This is a genomic window from Candidatus Caccoplasma merdavium, assembly GCA_018715595.1.
Lineage (GTDB): Bacteria > Bacteroidota > Bacteroidia > Bacteroidales > UBA11471 > Caccoplasma > Caccoplasma merdavium.
Map to the genome: position 1 here is coordinate 21114 of DVLI01000018.1, position 18320 is coordinate 39433.

Genomic DNA, 18320 nt, shown 5'->3' on the forward strand with positions numbered 1-18320 from the left:
AAAGAGTCCCCGCCGCAACAAGATTTTCCAAAATGAGGCCGGCAGGGAGACCTGTTCCATCTCTACGGCCGGGGCAAAAAGCGGGGCTATCTCCTCGTCGGAAAAGCCGGCAATTCCGCAACCGATGCGGGTCACCAAATAGTGATATTCGGGGTGAGAACGGGCAAACGACAGAAAGGTATCGATGTGGGGTTTCACCATATCGACACCGGCTCTTACCACGGGAATGGCATAAGCCGAGCCTTTCAGCCCCTCGGCAACGCCTCCGGCGCCGAACTTCTCGTAGGCGACTTGCGCGGCATCGCCGAAATGGGTTCCCATGAGGGTCGAACCGAATACAAAAATATCTTTCTCGCCAAGTTGCTCGATTTTCTCGGGCGTGACACGGTGGACGGGAATGGCTGTTGTGAACATGATGACCGATTTTGTGAAGAAAAAAGCGGGTGCAAGCACCCGCTTTCTTTTGAGGTTTTAGACATTGCCGGCTGCCGGTATGACAAGCAATGGCGTGTCGGCGTGGAAAATCATCTTGTGGGCCAGCCCGGGATTGAAGAGACGGGCGAAAACGTTGCGCCGGCGTGTGGACATGGCCAAAAGGTCGATTTTCTCTCTCTCGACAAAGGCTTGGAGCTCATCGAGGAGATTCTCCTCCTTCTTGATGAGCGAGCAGCTGACTTCATACCCTTCGTAATGTTTTTCGAGATAGTCTTTCATTCCCGCCAGCCGTACATCGTCCCACACATCACGCTGTGACTGGATATGCACGAAATGGACGCTGAAACGGAATGCCGAGAAGAGCCGCATGAAAGTATCTACGGCCAACAAATCCTGTTGGTCGAAATTGGTGAAGAAGGCGATGCTTTTCACACTTTCGAAACCGACGAAAGGTACGTTCTCGGGAATGGCCAATACCGGGACACAAGCCGACTCGAAAACTTCGGCCGTCACACTACCTATGAGGTCACTCTCTTTGCGCCCCTTTCCTCGGGTACCCATAACGATGAGCAACGGACGATTGACCTTGGCATAACGGTAAATTTCGTCTTCGGGTATGCCGTCTTTCCACACCGGTTCTACCTCGACGTCGGGCAGGCGTCCCAGTTTTACCTCCTTGTTGAGGGCTTCGAGCAATTTCTTCATGTCCTGCTCGGCCTGGCGGCGTATCTCCTTGTACATTTCCATATCGCTGTCATTGACAGCCTCGATGGAGAATACACTGGTAGCCGAGAGCATGCTCATGAAATCGGGAATGAGGTAGGTGTGCAGCAAGACGACTTTGGCTTTGAGCGAACCGGCTATGGTAAAAGCCGTGCGGCATGCCTTGATAGAATAATCGGAGAAGTCGACGGGAACCAAAATCTGGTTCTCTCGATTCTCCGATTTTTTATTTTGCAACAAATCTTCGAAGATAGGGCTGTCTTCGAGTATTTTGAGGGCACGCGGCAAATCATTCTCGCGAATACGGATACGCACCCCAGAAGAAACCACCGGTTGAATCAGATTGACATTCTGGATAGCTACCGGTATGCCTTCATTCTCCAATATACCTTTGATAATCTGAGCTTTCTCATAGGTATATATCGCAACGGTTATTAATCTGTCTTCACTCATAATTGTAAGGATTTAAATATGAAACCTTTGTGGTGCAAACAGAATCAACCCGACGTGATTTCTGTTCAATAAATAGAGAGGGGTGCAGAGGGTGCCCTCCGCCCACGGAGCGCTATGCGTTCTCTTCTTCGAGAATCTTCATGGCCATATCGTAGATGGTCGTGTTGTCGAGGACTACGATACCGCCGTCGGGACCCGGCTCGATGTGGAGACCGCAGTTTTTACCGAATTCATAGTTGTTGCCGCCGAAATAGTTGCGTACGGTTTGGACGGTTACATTCAATTCATCGGCGATACGGTGCATGGAACCGTCGGGTAAACTATCTTTGATACGACGAAGTTCGTTGAAAGTGATTGTCTTTGGCATGGTCTTAAAATTTTAATGGGTTAAACTCTTCTTTTGGTTGTTTTCCGGCAATAAATATAATTTTAATATTCGGGAAAAGCAAATAAATCGGCGTTTTTTTACACACATTTTCATGGCCGGCGCCATAAGTATTTATTATATAGGGGTATCGCAAATAAGCCGGCAAAGAATCAATGAAGGGTAAAATTGAGTGAGGGAGCCGCCAGCAGAATAAAAAGGAATGTCGCATACACCACCGCCGTAATGAGGTTCACCCAACGACTGCCGGCATAAGGCGAAGGGGTTCCCGGGGCAAAACGGGAACGCACGAAAAGGAAGAGACGAGCTCCGCCCCACCCCACGAGCGAGCCCCACAACAAACCCACCAATATGTCGCCGGGATAATGCACGCCCAAATAGAGCCGCGAATAGCAGGTGAGCAAAGCCCATATCACGGCCGTTACGGTGTAGGTGCGATTGCGGAAAAGCATCGTCGTGAAAACGACGATACCGGCCGCATTGGCCGCATGGCTCGAAAAAAATCCGTACAAGCCGCCGCGGTACCCATTGACAATCGTCACCAATGCCGAGAAATCGGGGTCCCGCGCCGGACGGAAACGGGCAAAAAGCGGCTTGCATACCGAAGAGGAGAACTGGTCGCACAAGAGCACCACCAAAGCCGCTACCGCGATGAGCCACAAGCCGTTTTTCCACCCGCCGGCGCGGAAAGCAACAAACGCCATCGAAAGCACCAACGGAATCCACACCACTTTCCCGGTGTAAATCCACATCACCTGGTCCCAGTAGAGAGAGTGTCCCTGATTGAAGAAAAGCAGCAGGGAGCGGTCGAGTTCCTGTAACACATCGAGCATAACGGAGACAAAGATAGCTTATTTACCGTGCCCGGGCAAGCCGTGGACAACTTTTGTGCCCTCCTATATCACTTCGAGGCGGTCGGTGGGAATCCAGCCGCGATTTCCGTCTTCGAGACGAATCTCGCTCCACTCTCCCACACGGTCGACGATGTAGACCTTGGTCCCCTCATGGAGGACAAACAGGTCGGTACCGCTCTCCGATGGGGAACTCTTGGCAATAATGGTCGGGGCGAAGACGATGGCGCTCTCACGCCGGGTAAGCTGCTGCTTCTGCACCGAGGCAAACCGGTTGGCTCCAATCGTAATAAGCAAAGCCAGAAGGCCGGCAAAAAAACCTATCTTGCGCCACACGACACGATCGACGAAGAAATAGACGACCCCGCCGGCCAGGAAAATGAGGAAGGCCACCACGGCAATGACCGCCCACACATTCGACGAAAAGAGGTTGCGCAGCGTCGTGAACCACTGGTCGAGGAAAAAGGTGCCCAAGGGTTCGATTTTATCGGCAATGCGGGCCTGCGCCATTTCGAGGTTGAAACGGACGTCATCGTTTCCGGGGTCGAGCAACAGGGCCCGCTCGTAATTGAGTATGGCTCGCGGATAGAGCCCGCTCTTGTAATATGCATTTCCCAAATTGTAGAAATAGGCCGCCGAAGTGCCGTCCTGCTCGCCCGACTGCTCATAGAGCTCGACAGCCCGGGCATAATCGCCATTGCGATAAGCCTCGTTGGCTTGTGAGACAAGAGACTGGGCTCCGGCCGGCGTTACCGTGCAGAGCAGGGCGAGAAACATCATTGCCATATATTTTCTTATGCACATCATAGTCGTAGTCGTTTATCGTTTGACATTCTCCATTTTCCCTATCACATCGAGGGTCTCGTCGTAGAGGCGGTCCATCGCCTCATCGCTCTGCGACGGGGCGTAACGGGCAAACTCACAGGTATCGACCACCTGCATCACGCGTTCGATGAGCGAGGCATCGGCGCCATAGGCCGAGAGTTTGGCGGCGACATTGTCGCGGGAAAGTTCTGAAACAGGCAACAAAAGCTTATCGCCGATATATCCCCACAGGGCTTTGAGCGTCTCATCGTAGAAGCGTTCGCTGTTACGTTCTTTGAGATATTTGCCGGCAATCTTCAAACGGCGTATGGCCACCTTGTTGGCCTTCTTGGTTTTAAGCCGGGCAGCATTGGCATTTTCACGGGCCTTTCGGTAATTGAGCAACAGGAAAGCTGCCAACAAAAGCAGGGGCACCAAATAGCAGAGGCGATAGCCCCACGAGCCATAGAAGAATGTCTGCACTTTTTCCTGCTGCAAATCACCCAATTTGATATAGCGTATATCCTGATTGAGATGTTTTACTGCTTCCTTGTCGGAGAAATTGGCCAGGACAACCGAATTTTCGTTGCCATCGCCGCGAGAAACGTTCACATGATACTCTTCGGTGCGCAGAGTCTTGTATCGGCGGGTCGTCAAGTCGAAATAGGTAAACTCGACCGGAGGAATGGTAAATTCTCCCGCGCTGCGGGGTATGACGGTATATTCAACCGTGCGGGTACCGCTCACACCCGAGGGGGTATTTTTAAGGTCGGTCGATATTTTGGGGTCATAGACATCGAAATCGACGGGGAATTTCACCTCGGGATTCTTCACATATTTGAGATTGGCCGTTCCCGAGAGGGTCAGTTTCAGGGTGGCGGCTTCGTTGGCGGTAAGCGTTTCGCTGCTCAACGACGACGTGAGTTTGAGATTCGAGCCCACGGCATTCATAAAAGAAGCGGGCCTGGGTGTGGGCAGGGGTTTCACTTTCACGGTAACCGGGGCCGTCGTGGCCGAACGCACCAGCTCCTGCGTCCCGCCCATCATGCGGAATATGCCCGGCATGGCCCGTTCGACAAGAATCGACACATCGTACTTACCCGAAGAAATCTCCAAATCACCGGCATGTTGCGGATAGAGCAACACCTGCCTCAGAGCTACGGTCTGATAGTTGTTGCCGTTATAATTTTCGAGCTCGACTTGTAGATTGCCCAAGTCGATTTCTTGCGAGACAAAACCGTCGAAGCTGGGCAGGACCACATTCTGTATTCCCAGCAGGTTCCCGCCACGGAGGTAGACCTTGACCGTGGCCAATATGGGTTCTTGCTCATACACGCTGGTCTTGGAGAGAATGAGACGGGCAAAGAACTCGGGCTCGACCACCTGCGACGATGGTGTCGAGGAACGCCCGAAGGCGCTTCCCGGCGAAGCGGCCGGCGCATTCTTGTCGGGAGGAAGCACCTGAATGTTCAAAGAGTTCGACGTGAGCTGTTTCCCATCGACGAGAATGGTTGCCGCGGCAAAGGTGTAATTTCCCTCTTTGTCGGCACGGAGCGTATAGGTATAGGAATACTCATTGGTCTTTGTCATCTTGCCCCCGACAATCGACACCTGCGTGCTTTGCGAGGTGGCGGGGCCGAACAAGACCGAAAAGCCGGAGAAATCGGGAGCCCTGAATTCGTTCCCGTCGGCATTCTGCAAGGTATAAACGACTTGGAATTGCTGACCTTGTATCACCTGCTTGGGGGCTGCGGCCGAAAAACGCACCTCTTCGGCCACTACGGGCGAGAGAATTGCCAGACAGGCCGTTAGTGTAAGAACTATTCGTCGTATCTTCATCTTTTTACTTTATATACAGGTCGACCGACAGCAGAAAGCGCAACTTGCGTTCCACTGCCCGCCGCGATTACCATTCTTTATCGGTTTTACGTTTCTGCCGCTGTTCGAGCAAGGCTTTCTGCACTTTTTCCTGGGTGGCTTTCTCGTCTTGCTGCATGGCATCGAGAATCTGCTGGGCATTCTCGGGCGACATGGTTCCCTGCGGCTGCCCACTGTCGGCCGGACGTTCTTCCTGCCGGTCTTGATTCTGCTGATTCGGATTGGGCTGCTGTTGGGAAGAATTTTGCTGATTCTCCTTGTCCTTGTCGCGGTTTTGCTCGTTGTTCTTCTGGTTCTGCTGGTTGTTCTGCTGCTGGTTTTGGTTCTGTTGCTGCTGTTGATTGTCCTGCTGCTGTTGCTGTTGTTGTTGCAACTTCAACTGGGCCATGCGCAAATTGTAGCGTGCCTCGTGATCGTCGGGATTACGACGCAAGGCGTTCTTATAAGCCTCGATACTCTCGGCATACTTCTCCTGCATGTAGAGCGAATTGCCCAGGTTGTACCAGTTGGCCGATGACACGGTCTTCTCATCGGCGGGACGTTCCCGGCCGGTGAGGTTCTCATACTGCCGGGCGGCCTCGTCATACTTGCCTTGACGAAAGAGGGCGTTGCCTATATTATAAACCGCCATCGACGAGGAGGGGTCGGCATCGAGCGAACGGCGATAATTGATTTCGGCCTCGGTATATTTTTCGTTTTTATAATCATCATTGCCGGCACGCAATTTCTGCCGCGCCGTCTTGGCATCGACGTCTTGTGCCGCCACCCCGGACGAGGACATCAGGGCAACGGCCGCTCCGACAATGAGGTAACAGATTTTCCGCTTCATGACAACGACGTTTTACTTATCAAAGAAATTGACCTTCTTCATGAGTTTGTTTTTGGTGTCGAGGACAAAAATATCGAAGAGGAGCAACGCCAGCGCTATCCATGCCAGCAACGGGAATTGCTCGTCATACTCTGAATATACTTTGCTTTCGACATCGGACTTTTTCATTTTCTTCACTTCTCCCAGCAACGCGCGCAACGCACCGTTGGTGTTATCGGCCGTCACATAGAGGCCCTCGCCGGCCCGGGCGATTTCTTGTCCCATCTGCTCATTGAGCTTGGTAATCACCACATTCCCGTCACGGTCTTTGCGGAAATCGCCTTCCTGATTGCCCATGGGTATGGGAGCGCCCTTGGGCGAACCGATACCAATGACATCGACCTTTATGCCGCGCTTCGCCGCTTCGGCGGCCATGGCAACGGCATCGCCTTCATGGTTTTCGCCATCGGTAATGACGATAATGGCCTTGTCGGCACTCTCGTCGGGCGAGAAAGAGTTCATGGCCAAGCGTATGGCCTGCCCGATGGCGGTACCCTGCGTGGGGACCATCGTGGGCGAGATATTGGAAAGGAACATCTTGGCCGAGACAAAATCGGTCGTGATGGGAAGTTGTATGTAGGCATCTCCGGCAAAGACAATAAGCCCCACCTTATCGTCGTCGAGGTCGTCGAGCAAACGCGACAACAGCATCTTGGAACGGTCGAGACGCGACGGGGAAATGTCTTGCGCCATCATCGAGTTGGAGACATCGAGGGCTATCATGATTTCGACCCCCTGGCGCTTGACGATTTCGACCTTGGCTCCCATCTGCGGACGGGCTACGAGAAAGACCAGTATCAACAACGCCAGTTGTTGGAGGAAAAATTTCAGGCCGGGCTTATAGTGCGAGACGTCGGGCATGAGTTCTTGCAGCACATCGGCACGTCCCATGCGGGCCATATTGCGACGGTTGCGCCACCGGGCATAGAAATAAAGAATCCACACAGCCGGCAGGAGCAACAGCAGATAAAGATATTCGGGGTTGGCAAATCGGAACATGGCAATCGTTTTTTATGGGATATTGCGCAGCAGGGTGTGCCGCAAAAGCATCTCGGCCAGCAACAGCAGCAGAGCCGCCATACCCCAGGGGAGGAACAGTTCTTCTTTTTTACTGAACTCCTTGACGACAAGTTTGGTTTTTTCGAGCTTGTCGATTTCGGAGAAAATCTGTTTCAAGACGTCCTTGCTGGTCGCCCTGAAATATTCGCCGCCGGTGGTATCGGCGATTTTCTGCAACGTGACCTCATCGATTTCGACCGGTGCGTTCTGGTAGGTTATGCCATAAGGCGTCTGTACGGGATAGGGAGCTTCTCCCTTGGTGCCCACGCCTATGGTATAGACCCTGATGCCAAACGTCGCGGCAATCTGTGCCGCGGTCTCGGGGGTTATATCGCCGGCATTGTTGGTACCATCGGTGAGGAGAATGATGGTCTTCGACTTGGCCGGGCCCTCCTTGATGCGGCTGACGGCCGTAGCCAGAGCATCGCCGATGGCGGTGGGGTCGTCAATCATTCCGCAACGCACCTCTTTAAGCATGTTGAGCAGGACAGCCCGATCGGTGGTCATGGGACAGAGGGTAAAACTCTCCCCGGCAAAGATGACCATACCGATGTTGTCGGTAGTGCGGCCGGAGATGAATTGTGCGGCCACGTCCTTGGCCGCTTCGATGCGGTCGGGCTGAAAGTCACGGGCCAACATACTGCTCGAAATGTCGAGCGTGACGACAATGTCGATACCCTCGGTCGACTGGTTGCTCCAATAGTCGGTCGATTGCGGACGTGCCAAGGCGACAATAAGGCAGGCTACCGTGGCAAGACGCAGGACAAAGAGCAGATGCCGCAGATATTTCTTATAGCTGTTGCCCATGCGGTCGAATGCAAAGGTCGAAGAAATCTGCAACGAGGCTTCGGCTTTCTTGTACTTGTAGACATACCACACCACGGCCGGGATAAAGAGCAAGAAAAGCCACAGGTATGACGGGTGTGCGAAATTCATAATCGAGGCTTATTTGAGGGTCCATATTTTTCCCAGTCGCTTTCCGATTGGGTGTCGGAGACTTCCGGGGTTGTTTCTTTGGCAGCAGGGGCACCCTGAACCGCCGAGTCGGCAGGCGAACCGTCGGCAGGCGTGGCCGGGTCACCGGCGGGAACCTCCTGCGGTCGCGTCTCCTCGACGAAGGAAACGGCATTGCGCATGGCCGACTCATTGTCGTCGGGAGCCGGTTTGAGCTTGGCAAACTTCACGAAGTCGGCCATTTCGAGAATCTCCTTCATCTGCTTGTTGAAAAGGCGGGTTTCCTGGTTCGAACGCAGTGCTTCGACGATTTGAGCCGAAGTCATCTCCATGGCCTGAATGCCAAAACGACCCGAGAGATACTCCCGCAAAATATCGGTAAGATGGGTATAATACTCTTTTTCACGCCCCCCCTGCCACAACTTCTCGTCGCGTAATTGGGAGAGAGCCATGAGGGCTTTTTCGTGCGGGGGAAGGAGTTCCTCGGGCGACACGTCTTCGCGCTTGCGGGCAAACCGCTTCACATAGATTCGGTAAGCGATGTAGGCCAAGGCTGCCAGAAGGATAACCAACAACACTATCCAACCCCACAACGGCATGTTGTCCCACAGGAGAAGCCACCAAGCCGACGAAGGAGCCCGCACCCCCTTGATGTCGACAATGGACTGCGTGGTATCGACGTCCATGGGAAGAATTTTAAGACTGAGGGCTTCGGTCGTGAGGGTATCGACTCCCGACAGGTAGCGGAAGGGCGGAATATAGAAAAAGCCCGAGTCGAACGAGGTAACCAACAGGCTGCGGTCGATTTGTATGCGGCCCTGCCCCAAGTCGGTCGTGTCGGGACGCGACACTTCGAGTATCTCTATTCCCCGGACAAGGGTGTCGGCAAAAGTGGGTAAAAGCCACACCTGGTCGCCGGCATCTTGGGCCACTTCGAGGCGTATGCGGGTCTGCTCTCCCATCCACAGGGTCAGCGAGTCAATCGACGCATGCACCGACACATCGGCAGCAACCGCCCGAGCCGGCGTTCCGGTCGCCATGATGGCGACAAGAGCCAGGAGGCTGAGTGCGATGCGTCGTGTGATTTTATTTCTTAGTCGCATATTCTTTTCCTTCTTTCTATTCTATAAACGGCGTTTAAAAAGGTTCATCAACGCCACGACGAAATCTTCGTCGGTAGCTACCGAGGTGATGTCGACGCGACTTTTTTTCAGCGATTCGTCCATCTGCGCCTGCCGTTCGTTCCACCAAGCGGCATAGTTTTCGCGCACCCGCCGCGAAGAGGTATCGACCCATACATCGCCTCCCCGCTCGGCATCGTGCAACTTGACCAGCCCCACGCGAGGCAACTCGGCCTCACGCTTGTCATAGACCTGTATGGCAACGACATCGTGCTTGCGGTTGGCGATGGTCATGGCCCCGGAAAAATCTTCGGGGGTGATGAAATCGGAAATGAGGAATACCGTGCAACGCTTCTTGATGGCATTGGTAAGGTAACGCAAGACTTGGGAGAGGTCGGTACCGGTGTGCTCGGGGGTGAAATCGATGAGCTCGCGTATGATGTAGAGGACGTGTTTCTTTCCCTTCTTGGGGGGTATAAATTTCTCGATGCGGTCGGAGAAAAAGATGACACCTATCTTGTCGTTGTTCTGTATGGTAGAGAAGGCCAACGTGGCGGCAATCTCGGTCATCATCTCTTTTTTCATTTCACCCACGGCGCCGAAATTGCGACTGGCCGAGACATCGACCAGCAACATAACGGTCATTTCGCGTTCCTCTTCAAAAACCTTGACATAAGGACGCTGCTGCCGGGCGGTCACATTCCAATCGATGTCTCTCACATCGTCGCCATACTGGTATTCGCGCACCTCCGAGAAGGCCATACCCCGCCCTTTGAAGGCCGAATGGTATTGCCCGGCAAAAATGTTTCGAGAAAGTCCGCGCGTCTTTATCTCGATGCGACGGACCTTTTTCAGCAACTCGGTTGTGTCCATAATAATACTCCTTTGCGGGTAACGCGGCGATTAAGGCACTTCGACCTTGTTGAGGATTTCGCTGACGATTTCTTCGGTGGTGATGTTGTTGGCCTCGGCTTCATAGGTAAGGCCGATGCGGTGACGCATGACGTCGTGGCATACGGCACGCACATCTTCGGGAACGACATATCCGCGTTGTTTGAGGAAGGCATAGGAACGGGCGGCCAAAGCCAAATTGATGGAGGCACGGGGGGAGGCCCCGAAGGCGATCATATTTTTGAGGTCGGCCATACCGTGGTCTTGGGGGAAACGCGAGGCAAAGACGATGTCGACGATGTAGCGTTCTATTTTCTCATCGATATACACTTGTTGCACCACCTTGCGGGCTTCGATGATGTCTTCGGTTTTCAGCACGGGTTTCACCTCGGCTTTTTCTCCGGCGATATTCTGGCGTATGATGAGTTTTTCTTCTTCTTTCTTGGGATAGTTGATGATGACTTTGAGCAGGAAACGGTCGACCTGAGCTTCGGGAAGCGGATAGGTACCCTCTTGCTCGATGGGGTTCTGGGTGGCCATGACGAGGAACGGGTCATCGAGCTTGTAGGTATTCTCCCCGATGGTGACCTGACGCTCCTGCATGGCTTCGAGCAGCGCACTTTGCACTTTGGCCGGGGCACGGTTTATTTCATCGGCCAGGACGAAGTTGGCAAAAACCGGGCCTTTTTTTACCAAAAACTGCTCTTTGGCCTGGCTATATACCATGGTTCCCACCACATCGGCCGGGAGCAAGTCGGGCGTGAACTGTATGCGGCTGTACTTGGCATCGATGAGCGACGCCAACGTCTTGATGGCAAGGGTCTTGGCCAATCCCGGCACACCTTCGAGCAAGATATGTCCGTTGGACAGGAGACCTATCATCAACGAATCGACGAGATGTTTCTGTCCCACGATGACGCGGTCCATGCCCATGGTAATCATGTTTACGAATGAGCTTTTACTGGCAATCAGCTCATTAAGCTCCCTGATATCTACTGTCTGGCTCATAATTTATCGAGTTTTCTATGGATTAGACAATTTTCTTTTTTTCTGATGCAAAAATAGAAATGATTATTTCACATTTAACAATTAGAGTGTTAAATCAATAACAACTATCTATTAAAAAAAACTAAGTCGCCGCTTCGGTACGAAACGGCGACCTGTTGGAGGGGCTAATCGAATTTCTCGTTCAGCACATCGGCAAAGGCTTTGGCTTTGGCCAACGAAGAGGGGCTGTCCGCGTCGATAGCGTATTTACGCGGGTCGGGAATCTTCACTTCGAGACCTATCGAGAGACGGTTGGGATTGGGCATTACATCTTTGTTTTCTTCATAGATGTAAACCCAGAAATCTTTGCTGCCATAAAATTCGAGTGCCAACAGCGTGAGGCGGTCGCCACGGCCAAGACGGTGCACGGCAATCGGGGGTAAAGCCTGCACGTCGACGGGGTCGGCAACAGGGGTCGTTTCTTTTTCAGAAACAACTGTCGGTGCCGGATTGTTCTCGGCCGGGAGGGTTTCTTCTTCGGTCGAATGGGGCGTCGCTTCGCGTGCCGTCTCTGCCACCGACGGTTGTTCCGTGGGGAAATAATAGTTCCACGCATCGCTCAGGGTGATGCCGCGACGGTTCAGGTTCCAGAGTGTACCGCCGGCCAAAATCAGAAGCAAAAACAAGATGGCGCAGAGGGTCGTGAGTATGGGGCGACATTGCATCTTGTCCCACATCGAGGGCGCATCGTCGTCTTCTTCATCTTCTTCGTAGTCGGTTGCTTCGGGCCCGTTTGCGACACGAGTCGCGGATACCTCCGATGAGTCAGAGGGGGCTGTTTCGGCAACAGCGGCAGTTTCCATGCCGGCGCCTTCGGGCTCACACGACTCGCTCCGGGATTCGGGCTCACAGGCAGTTTCACCGGGGAACTCGACTTCTGTTTTTCCGGCAGAGGTCGCAGCATCTTCCCTGTTGTTTTTTGGAGCGACCTCTTCGGCTGCGGCCTGAGCCTCGGCGACAATCTTTTCGAAAACGAAATCGGCCAAAGCGTCCAACTCTTCTTCGGTAAGTTTTTTCACCTCTTCTTCCTCTTCCTCACCGGGTTGGCCACCGGCCTCCTCATCGGTTGTCATTCCGGCATTTCCGGCCTCGGATTCGTCGATATTTTCAACCTCGGGCTCGGAGAGAATCTCCTCCCGGCCCGCTTCATCGGTAGCGGCAACGGGTTCGGGCGTCGGTTCTGCCCCATCGGGTTCTTGCGAAGTCTCTGCGGAGATTTCGGCATCGGGGGCAGCGCTCTCGGGGACGGCCGCGACTGTTTGGCAAGTGGCGGCCGTCGTCTCTTCCGGCGAAGTCTCTTCGTCGGTCATGATGCCGACCTCGACCATCTCCTCCTCTTCCGTCTCGTCGGCAGAGTCGTTGTCGTCGCTCGCAGCGATTTCATCGGGGAGGGCATCATCGGGCAACACCTCGGGAATAAAACAAGAGAAGGGGGCATTGACGGCTTCGCGCATGGTCTTGTCGGGCGCAAACGAGAGTTTGTAATGGCCGGGTATTTCCATGGGCTCTCCCGTGCGGACATTGACGCTGGCACGAGGCTCCACCCACACCGAGCGGAACTGACCCAGCCCGTTGATTTTCAGATTTTCGCCCTGCGACACGGTATCGGAAGCCAACGAGAAAAACTCTTTCAAGAACTGCTCGGCCTCCTTCTTGGTGCAATTACACTTACGGCTCAGCAAGTCTATCAATTCAGGAAGGGATATTTTGGCATTCATCGGGCAGAATTCTCTTTAATACGATTTTTCAACACGGCTCCGGGCTTGAAGGTGAGCACAATGCGCGGGGGAATAAGCATGCGTTTTCCTGTCGCGGGGTTGACGGTGATGCGTTCGAGCTTCTTGCGCGGCTCAAAGGTTCCGAATCCTTGTATCGAAACCGAATCCATCGAGATGCTGCGCTCCTTGATGATTTGCAACAGCCCCGAATAGAGGGCATCGACGCTCTTCTTGTCTTTTGCAAGCCGCTCTTGCAAAATCGAAAAAAACTGTTTGTGTTCCACGACAGACGATGTTTTTGGTTTTAAACTGCTATATTACTATTTTTTTCTCAAACGGCCAAATATCCGCCTGAAAATAGGTCGCCCCGACAAGAAATGCCGGGGCGAGCGTGGATATAGCGGGAATGTGCCGAACTAATCGTTCATCGAAAGCAGCAGCTCTTCGTTGGAAGAGGTCTTCTCCATGCGGTCTTTGATAAAGGTCATCGCCTCGATCGAATTCATGTCGGAGAGATACTTGCGGAGAATCCACATGCGGTTGAGGGTATCCTGGCTGAGCAACAAGTCATCGCGACGGGTGCTCGACGCGGTAATGTCGACGGCGGGGAAGATGCGCTTGTTCGACAATTTACGATCGAGTTGCAACTCCATGTTGCCGGTACCTTTGAACTCTTCGAAAATGACATCGTCCATCTTCGAGCCGGTATCGGTGAGTGCGGTGGCGATAATCGTGAGGCTACCTCCGTTCTCGATGTTCCGGGCCGCTCCGAAGAAACGCTTGGGCTTGTGCAGGGCATTGGCATCGACACCGCCCGAGAGCACCTTGCCCGAGGCCGGCGACACCGTATTGTAGGCGCGAGCCAAGCGGGTTATGGAGTCGAGCAGTATGACGACATCGTGACCGCACTCGACCATGCGTTTGGCTTTTTCGAGCACAATGCTGGCGACCTTGACGTGACGCTCGGCCGGCTCATCGAAGGTCGACGAGATGACTTCGGCCTTGACGCTGCGGGCCATGTCGGTTACCTCTTCGGGGCGTTCGTCGATGAGCAATATCATCATATACACCTCGGGGTGGTTGGCGGCAATGGCGTTGGCAATGTCTTTGAGCAGCATCGTTTTACCGGTCTTGGGCTGGGCGACAATGAGTCCGCGCTGGCCTTTACCGATGGGGGCGAACATATCGACGACGCGACACGAGATGTCGTTGCCCTGACTTTTACCGGTGAGGTTGAATTTTTCCTCGGGGAAGAGGGGGGTGAGATGGTCGAAGGGCACGCGGTCGCGCACATACTCGGGCGAGCGGCCGTTGATGCGGTCGACTTTCACGAGGGGGAAATATTTCTCGCCTTCTTTCGGGGGGCGTATCGGACCTTCTACCACGTCGCCCGTTTTCAGGCCGAAAAGCTTGACTTGGGCGGGCGAGACATAAATGTCGTCGGGCGAAGCCAAATAGTTATAATCGGACGAGCGAAGGAATCCATACCCGTCGGGCATCATCTCCAACACACCGACACCGGAGAGTATGCCGTCGAAATCGAATACTTTCTCGGGGACTTGCGGCCGATATATCGGAGCGGGGACGTTGTCGGTGTTTCCTTGTGCGGCATTGTTTTTTCCACGGGGCACAAAACGCTGGCGTTCACTGCGGGGGAAGAACGTCTGCAAGTGCACATTGTTTTCGACGACGGGCCTGGCCTGAACGTCTTCTTCCCTGCGCGGCGTTTCACCCTCTTCGGCCACCGATGCGGGGGCAGCCTGCTCGGGTGCGGCGGCTGGAACTTGTTTGGATTCGGCATCGGCCGGTTCTGCGTTGAGTTTCTGTATTTTGGGACGACGTCCACGAGGTTTCACCTCGGGGGCAATATCGTTTGCCGTTTCGGCGGGAGATTGAGATTGAAGGTTCTCTTTCGGTTCTGTTTCGGTCGCCGGCGATTCTGCGGGAGTATTTCCGGAATAAGCAATCTCCACCTGCTCGGTGAGGGCCGGGTGTGAGAAACGTACCCGGCGTGTTTTGGGGGCTGAATCGGTTGCCGGGGCTTCGGCGACTTCGGTTACCGGGAGAGCGGACTGGGACTCTTCGGCCGGTTTGTTTTTCGGCTTGCGACCACGGGCAGGTTTTTCGGGCGCATTTTCTGACGGGGCGGTCTCGGCAGCCTTGGCAGGGGCTTTTTCGGCACGTTTGGCATTTGCCTTGTTCTCCCTGGCGGCGCTCCGCTTGCCGGCCATATCGATGGCTTGCTGGTCGAGTATGGCATATACCAACTCGTCTTTGTTGGGGAAATTTACATCGCCGAGGTTCATTTCCCGGGCAATACTTTGCAATTCATCGAGATCTTTGTCTTTCAGTTCCAGAATGTTATACATAAAATTCAAGGGTATTTTCATTGCAGCCAGTCAAACATACGACAACCTTTCGCACCGAAAGGTCTATCATGCTGCATCAATAGAATATGATTTTAATAATAAGATGACGGAACAGGTGTAATTTGAAAAAACTGGGTCGATCCCTATTCCGATGCAAATATATTGGATTTTTTCGACATAACAGCCGAAATAGGCAAGAAGTTTTTATGTTAATTATTTTTCACATCTGATTTCCCAAATCTGACGGGTCTCGGGCGTGATTTTATACCCGTCGGAACTGCGTTCGCCGACAATCCACACGATTTCTTCTCCGGCACAAAGGAGCCAGGTCGACTGTTTCTGCGAAAGGGTGTACTTGTTGTTGTTGAAATAGTCACTCAACTTTTGACGGCCTTTCATGCCAAAGGGGCGGAACTTGTCGCCTTCCCGCCAGGTGCGCAGGAGAAGGGGGAACGGCAGGAGCCCGGCATCGAAACAGGCGGTGTCGGGACGGCGCGGAATCTGGTAACCTTCTGCATCATGCAGGGTGAGCGTGAGTTTCACGGGATAATCGACCGACAATGTGCCATACTCGATGAGACGGACTATCTTCTCGGAACGATGGGGGTAAAGGACAAAATCGGTGCGGTCTTTGAGCAACCGATAGACCGGAGCATCGAAAAATCGCCCCGACGGCGCATCGAGCGAGGCCCATATATCATCGAGTTGTGAGGAGTGGAAGCCATATTCCCTGATGATTTCAAACAACAGGGTGCGGGCTCCGGGCAATGCGCGCAACTGTTCTATGTCGATGTGCAGCCCGTCATCACAAGAGGTGAGCAGCTGTTGCCTGTAATCATCGACAGCCACGCGGTAAATCGACTCGACTTCGCGCAGATAGTCGGCCGTGTGGGCCAGGGATTCGTAGACCGAAGGATTGATCGACTGCATGAGGGGCAGCAACTGCAACCGAATCTTGTTGCGGGTGTAAAGGGGCTCCCGATTGGTGCTATCGACGATATAAGTGAGATGGGAATCGAAGAGGTAGGTCTCTATTTCGGCCCGACTGAGCGACAATAGGGGGCGAATCACTTTCCCGCTGAGTGGCTGTATGCCGGTGAGACCGGTAATGCCCGTTCCGCGAATGAGATTGAGCAACATCGTCTCGATGGAGTCGTCGCGATGGTGAGCCACCGCCACATAAGCGGCACCGGCCTCCCGACGCTGCTGCTCAAACCACTCATACCTCAACTCCCGACAAGCCATCTCGACCGACACCTTGTTGGCCGAGGCATAGGACATCGTGTCGAACGTTATCTCGCGAAAAGGCACCCCCATCTCGGCGGCCACCTCCCGTGCAAACTGCTGGTCGCGCACCGACTCTTCGCCCCGCAACTGGAAATTGCAGTGACAAGCCTCACAGCGATAGCCCAGCGACGTGAGTATCGAGAGCAGGGCCACGGAGTCGGCCCCGCCGCTCAACCCCACCAAGACGAGTTGTTGCGGCGTGAGCGGAATGTGCTGCGCGATGTACTGGCGCACGCGGGCGAGAAGCGTTTGTCGATTGTCCATGCGGTATCGGATATTTTACACAAACATATAAATTTTTTTTCGTTTTTCGTCGCAATCGGGTCATTATCCGCACCAATATTATTAAATTTGCACCTGAAACAGAAATATCATCAAGTCATGATAGAAAAAATAAACCGACTGAAAGAAGAAATCGAAGCCCTCTCGGCCTCAAAAGCCGAAGAGTTGGAAAATCTTCGCATCAAATATCTGAGTAAAAAAGGGGAAATATCGCAGCTCTTCAACGATTTCAGAAATGTTGCCGCCGAGAACAAACGCGAAATCGGCCAACGGCTGAATGAGTTGAAAGAGATGGCAACAGAAAAAATCAATGCGTTGCGCGAAAAGCTCAACGAGCAAACCGAAGCCGACAACACCATCGACCTCACCCGCACGGCCTACCCCGTCGCATTGGGTACACGCCACCCCATTTCCTTGGTACGCAACGAGATATGCGACATCTTCGGCCGTTTGGGATTTTCTATCGCCGAAGGCCCCGAAGTCGAAGACGACTGGCATGTGTTCTCGGCGCTGAATTTTGCCGAAGACCACCCCGCCCGCGACATGCAGGACACGTTCTTCATTCAACGTTCGCCCGATGTGCTGCTGCGCACCCACACCTCGTCGGTACAGACCCGCGTGATGGAACACGCCCAGCCCCCCATTCGCATCATCTGCCCGGGACGCGTCTACCGCAACGAAGCCATCTCGGCCCGCGCCCACTGCTTCTTCCACCAGGTTGAGGCACTCTACATCGACAAGAACGTGACATTCGCCGACCTGAAACAGGCGCTGTTGTTCTTTGCCAAAGAGATGTTCGGTCCCGAGACCAAGATACGTCTGCGTCCCTCCTACTTCCCGTTTACCGAGCCGAGTGCCGAGATGGACATCTCGTGCGACCTGTGCGGCGGAAAAGGTTGCTCGTTCTGCAAACACACGGGCTGGGTGGAGATACTGGGTTGCGGCATGGTCGACCCCAACGTGCTCGACGCCTGCGGCATCGACAGCAAGGTATATACCGGTTATGCCCTCGGCATGGGTATCGAACGCATCACCAACCTCAAATACCGCGTAAAAGACCTGCGGCTCTTCTCCGAGAACGACCAACGTTTCCTCGAAGAGTTTGAGTCGGCACACTGATTTCTTTTCGCACAAGACAGAACACCGCCATACCCCTCCCCTTCCCGGCGAGGGGTATGTCATATCATAAAGAAGA

At 53.7% G+C, this 18320-nt stretch carries 16 protein-coding genes and 1 pseudogene; 1 reads left to right on the forward strand and 16 read right to left on the reverse strand.

The window, feature by feature from the left end; all coding sequences use genetic code 11:
- Nucleotides 1–18: 18 nt before the first annotated feature.
- From IAD09_05690 to tilS, 16 genes and pseudogenes are all read right to left on the reverse strand, one after another.
- Nucleotides 19–414: pseudogene (locus IAD09_05690) on the reverse strand (hypothetical protein).
- Nucleotides 415–471: 57 nt separating this feature from the next.
- Nucleotides 472–1611 carry a universal stress protein gene (locus IAD09_05695; protein HIT81713.1) on the reverse strand — a complete coding sequence of 380 codons (1140 nt, stop codon included), beginning with the start codon at nucleotides 1609–1611 and terminating at the stop codon, nucleotides 472–474.
- Between the two features lie 112 nt (nucleotides 1612–1723).
- Nucleotides 1724–1978, reverse strand: a complete 255-nt coding sequence (locus IAD09_05700) for a DNA-binding protein (protein HIT81714.1) — start codon at nucleotides 1976–1978, stop codon at nucleotides 1724–1726.
- Between the two features lie 170 nt (nucleotides 1979–2148).
- Complete coding sequence (locus tag IAD09_05705; protein HIT81715.1) at nucleotides 2149–2829, reverse strand: phosphatase PAP2 family protein; 681 nt, start codon at nucleotides 2827–2829, stop codon at nucleotides 2149–2151.
- Between the two features lie 63 nt (nucleotides 2830–2892).
- Nucleotides 2893–3651 (reverse strand): tetratricopeptide repeat protein, encoded by a 759-nt coding sequence (locus IAD09_05710; GenBank protein HIT81716.1) that lies wholly within the window; start codon nucleotides 3649–3651, stop codon nucleotides 2893–2895.
- A 15-nt stretch (nucleotides 3652–3666) separates the two neighbouring features.
- Nucleotides 3667–5490, reverse strand: a complete 1824-nt coding sequence (locus tag IAD09_05715; protein HIT81717.1) for a protein BatD — start codon at nucleotides 5488–5490, stop codon at nucleotides 3667–3669.
- Between the two features lie 67 nt (nucleotides 5491–5557).
- Nucleotides 5558–6358 carry a tetratricopeptide repeat protein gene (locus IAD09_05720; GenBank protein HIT81718.1) on the reverse strand — a complete coding sequence of 267 codons (801 nt, stop codon included), beginning with the start codon at nucleotides 6356–6358 and terminating at the stop codon, nucleotides 5558–5560.
- Nucleotides 6359–6370: 12 nt separating this feature from the next.
- Complete coding sequence (locus IAD09_05725) at nucleotides 6371–7396, reverse strand: VWA domain-containing protein (protein HIT81719.1); 1026 nt, start codon at nucleotides 7394–7396, stop codon at nucleotides 6371–6373.
- A gap of 12 nt (nucleotides 7397–7408) precedes the next feature.
- Nucleotides 7409–8392 (reverse strand): VWA domain-containing protein, encoded by a 984-nt coding sequence (locus IAD09_05730; GenBank protein HIT81720.1) that lies wholly within the window; start codon nucleotides 8390–8392, stop codon nucleotides 7409–7411.
- Nucleotides 8389–9495: a DUF4381 family protein gene (locus IAD09_05735; GenBank protein ID HIT81721.1), complete on the reverse strand. Its 1107-nt coding sequence runs from the start codon at nucleotides 9493–9495 to the stop codon at nucleotides 8389–8391. The genes IAD09_05730 and IAD09_05735 overlap by 4 nt, the downstream gene beginning before the upstream one ends.
- 39 nt (nucleotides 9496–9534) lie before the next feature.
- Entirely contained in the window at nucleotides 9535–10404 is an 870-nt protein-coding gene (locus IAD09_05740; protein HIT81722.1) for a DUF58 domain-containing protein, read from the reverse strand.
- A 30-nt stretch (nucleotides 10405–10434) separates the two neighbouring features.
- Complete coding sequence (locus tag IAD09_05745) at nucleotides 10435–11430, reverse strand: MoxR family ATPase (GenBank protein ID HIT81723.1); 996 nt, start codon at nucleotides 11428–11430, stop codon at nucleotides 10435–10437.
- Nucleotides 11431–11594: 164 nt separating this feature from the next.
- A complete protein-coding gene (locus tag IAD09_05750) occupies nucleotides 11595–13187 on the reverse strand; it encodes an HU family DNA-binding protein (GenBank protein HIT81724.1) in 1593 nt (530 codons plus the stop codon).
- Complete coding sequence (locus IAD09_05755) at nucleotides 13184–13471, reverse strand: HU family DNA-binding protein (protein ID HIT81725.1); 288 nt, start codon at nucleotides 13469–13471, stop codon at nucleotides 13184–13186. Before IAD09_05755 ends, IAD09_05750 begins: the two co-directional genes overlap by 4 nt.
- Nucleotides 13472–13603: 132 nt before the next feature.
- Entirely contained in the window at nucleotides 13604–15556 is a 1953-nt protein-coding gene (gene rho / locus IAD09_05760; GenBank protein HIT81726.1) for a transcription termination factor Rho, read from the reverse strand.
- A gap of 213 nt (nucleotides 15557–15769) precedes the next feature.
- Nucleotides 15770–17107 (reverse strand): tRNA lysidine(34) synthetase TilS, encoded by a 1338-nt coding sequence (gene tilS, locus IAD09_05765; protein ID HIT81727.1) that lies wholly within the window; start codon nucleotides 17105–17107, stop codon nucleotides 15770–15772.
- 117 nt (nucleotides 17108–17224) lie between these two features.
- Here tilS and pheS point away from each other — a divergent pair, with 117 nt between their 5' ends.
- On the forward strand, nucleotides 17225–18244 hold the full coding sequence (gene pheS, locus IAD09_05770) for a phenylalanine--tRNA ligase subunit alpha (protein HIT81728.1): 1020 nt from the start codon (nucleotides 17225–17227) through the stop codon (nucleotides 18242–18244).
- The last annotated feature ends 76 nt before the right edge of the window (nucleotides 18245–18320 follow it).

Bases quoted from the DNA above. Each gene is read 5' to 3' on its own strand.
- IAD09_05715 (HIT81717.1), bottom strand. From the start codon at position 5,490: ATGAAGATACGACGAATAGTTCTTACACTAACGGCCTGTCTGGCAATT.
- tilS (HIT81727.1), bottom strand. From the start codon at position 17,107: ATGGACAATCGACAAACGCTTCTCGCCCGCGTGCGCCAGTACATCGCG.
- IAD09_05740 (HIT81722.1), bottom strand. From the start codon at position 10,404: ATGGACACAACCGAGTTGCTGAAAAAGGTCCGTCGCATCGAGATAAAG.
- IAD09_05700 (HIT81714.1), bottom strand. From the start codon at position 1,978: ATGCCAAAGACAATCACTTTCAACGAACTTCGTCGTATCAAAGATAGT.
- IAD09_05710 (HIT81716.1), bottom strand. From the start codon at position 3,651: ATGTGCATAAGAAAATATATGGCAATGATGTTTCTCGCCCTGCTCTGC.
- rho (HIT81726.1), bottom strand. From the start codon at position 15,556: ATGTATAACATTCTGGAACTGAAAGACAAAGATCTCGATGAATTGCAA.
- IAD09_05705 (HIT81715.1), bottom strand. From the start codon at position 2,829: ATGCTCGATGTGTTACAGGAACTCGACCGCTCCCTGCTGCTTTTCTTC.
- IAD09_05695 (HIT81713.1), bottom strand. From the start codon at position 1,611: ATGAGTGAAGACAGATTAATAACCGTTGCGATATATACCTATGAGAAA.
- IAD09_05720 (HIT81718.1), bottom strand. From the start codon at position 6,358: ATGAAGCGGAAAATCTGTTACCTCATTGTCGGAGCGGCCGTTGCCCTG.
- IAD09_05725 (HIT81719.1), bottom strand. From the start codon at position 7,396: ATGTTCCGATTTGCCAACCCCGAATATCTTTATCTGCTGTTGCTCCTG.
- IAD09_05745 (HIT81723.1), bottom strand. From the start codon at position 11,430: ATGAGCCAGACAGTAGATATCAGGGAGCTTAATGAGCTGATTGCCAGT.
- IAD09_05750 (HIT81724.1), bottom strand. From the start codon at position 13,187: ATGAATGCCAAAATATCCCTTCCTGAATTGATAGACTTGCTGAGCCGT.
- IAD09_05730 (HIT81720.1), bottom strand. From the start codon at position 8,392: ATGAATTTCGCACACCCGTCATACCTGTGGCTTTTCTTGCTCTTTATC.
- pheS (HIT81728.1), top strand. From the start codon at position 17,225: ATGATAGAAAAAATAAACCGACTGAAAGAAGAAATCGAAGCCCTCTCG.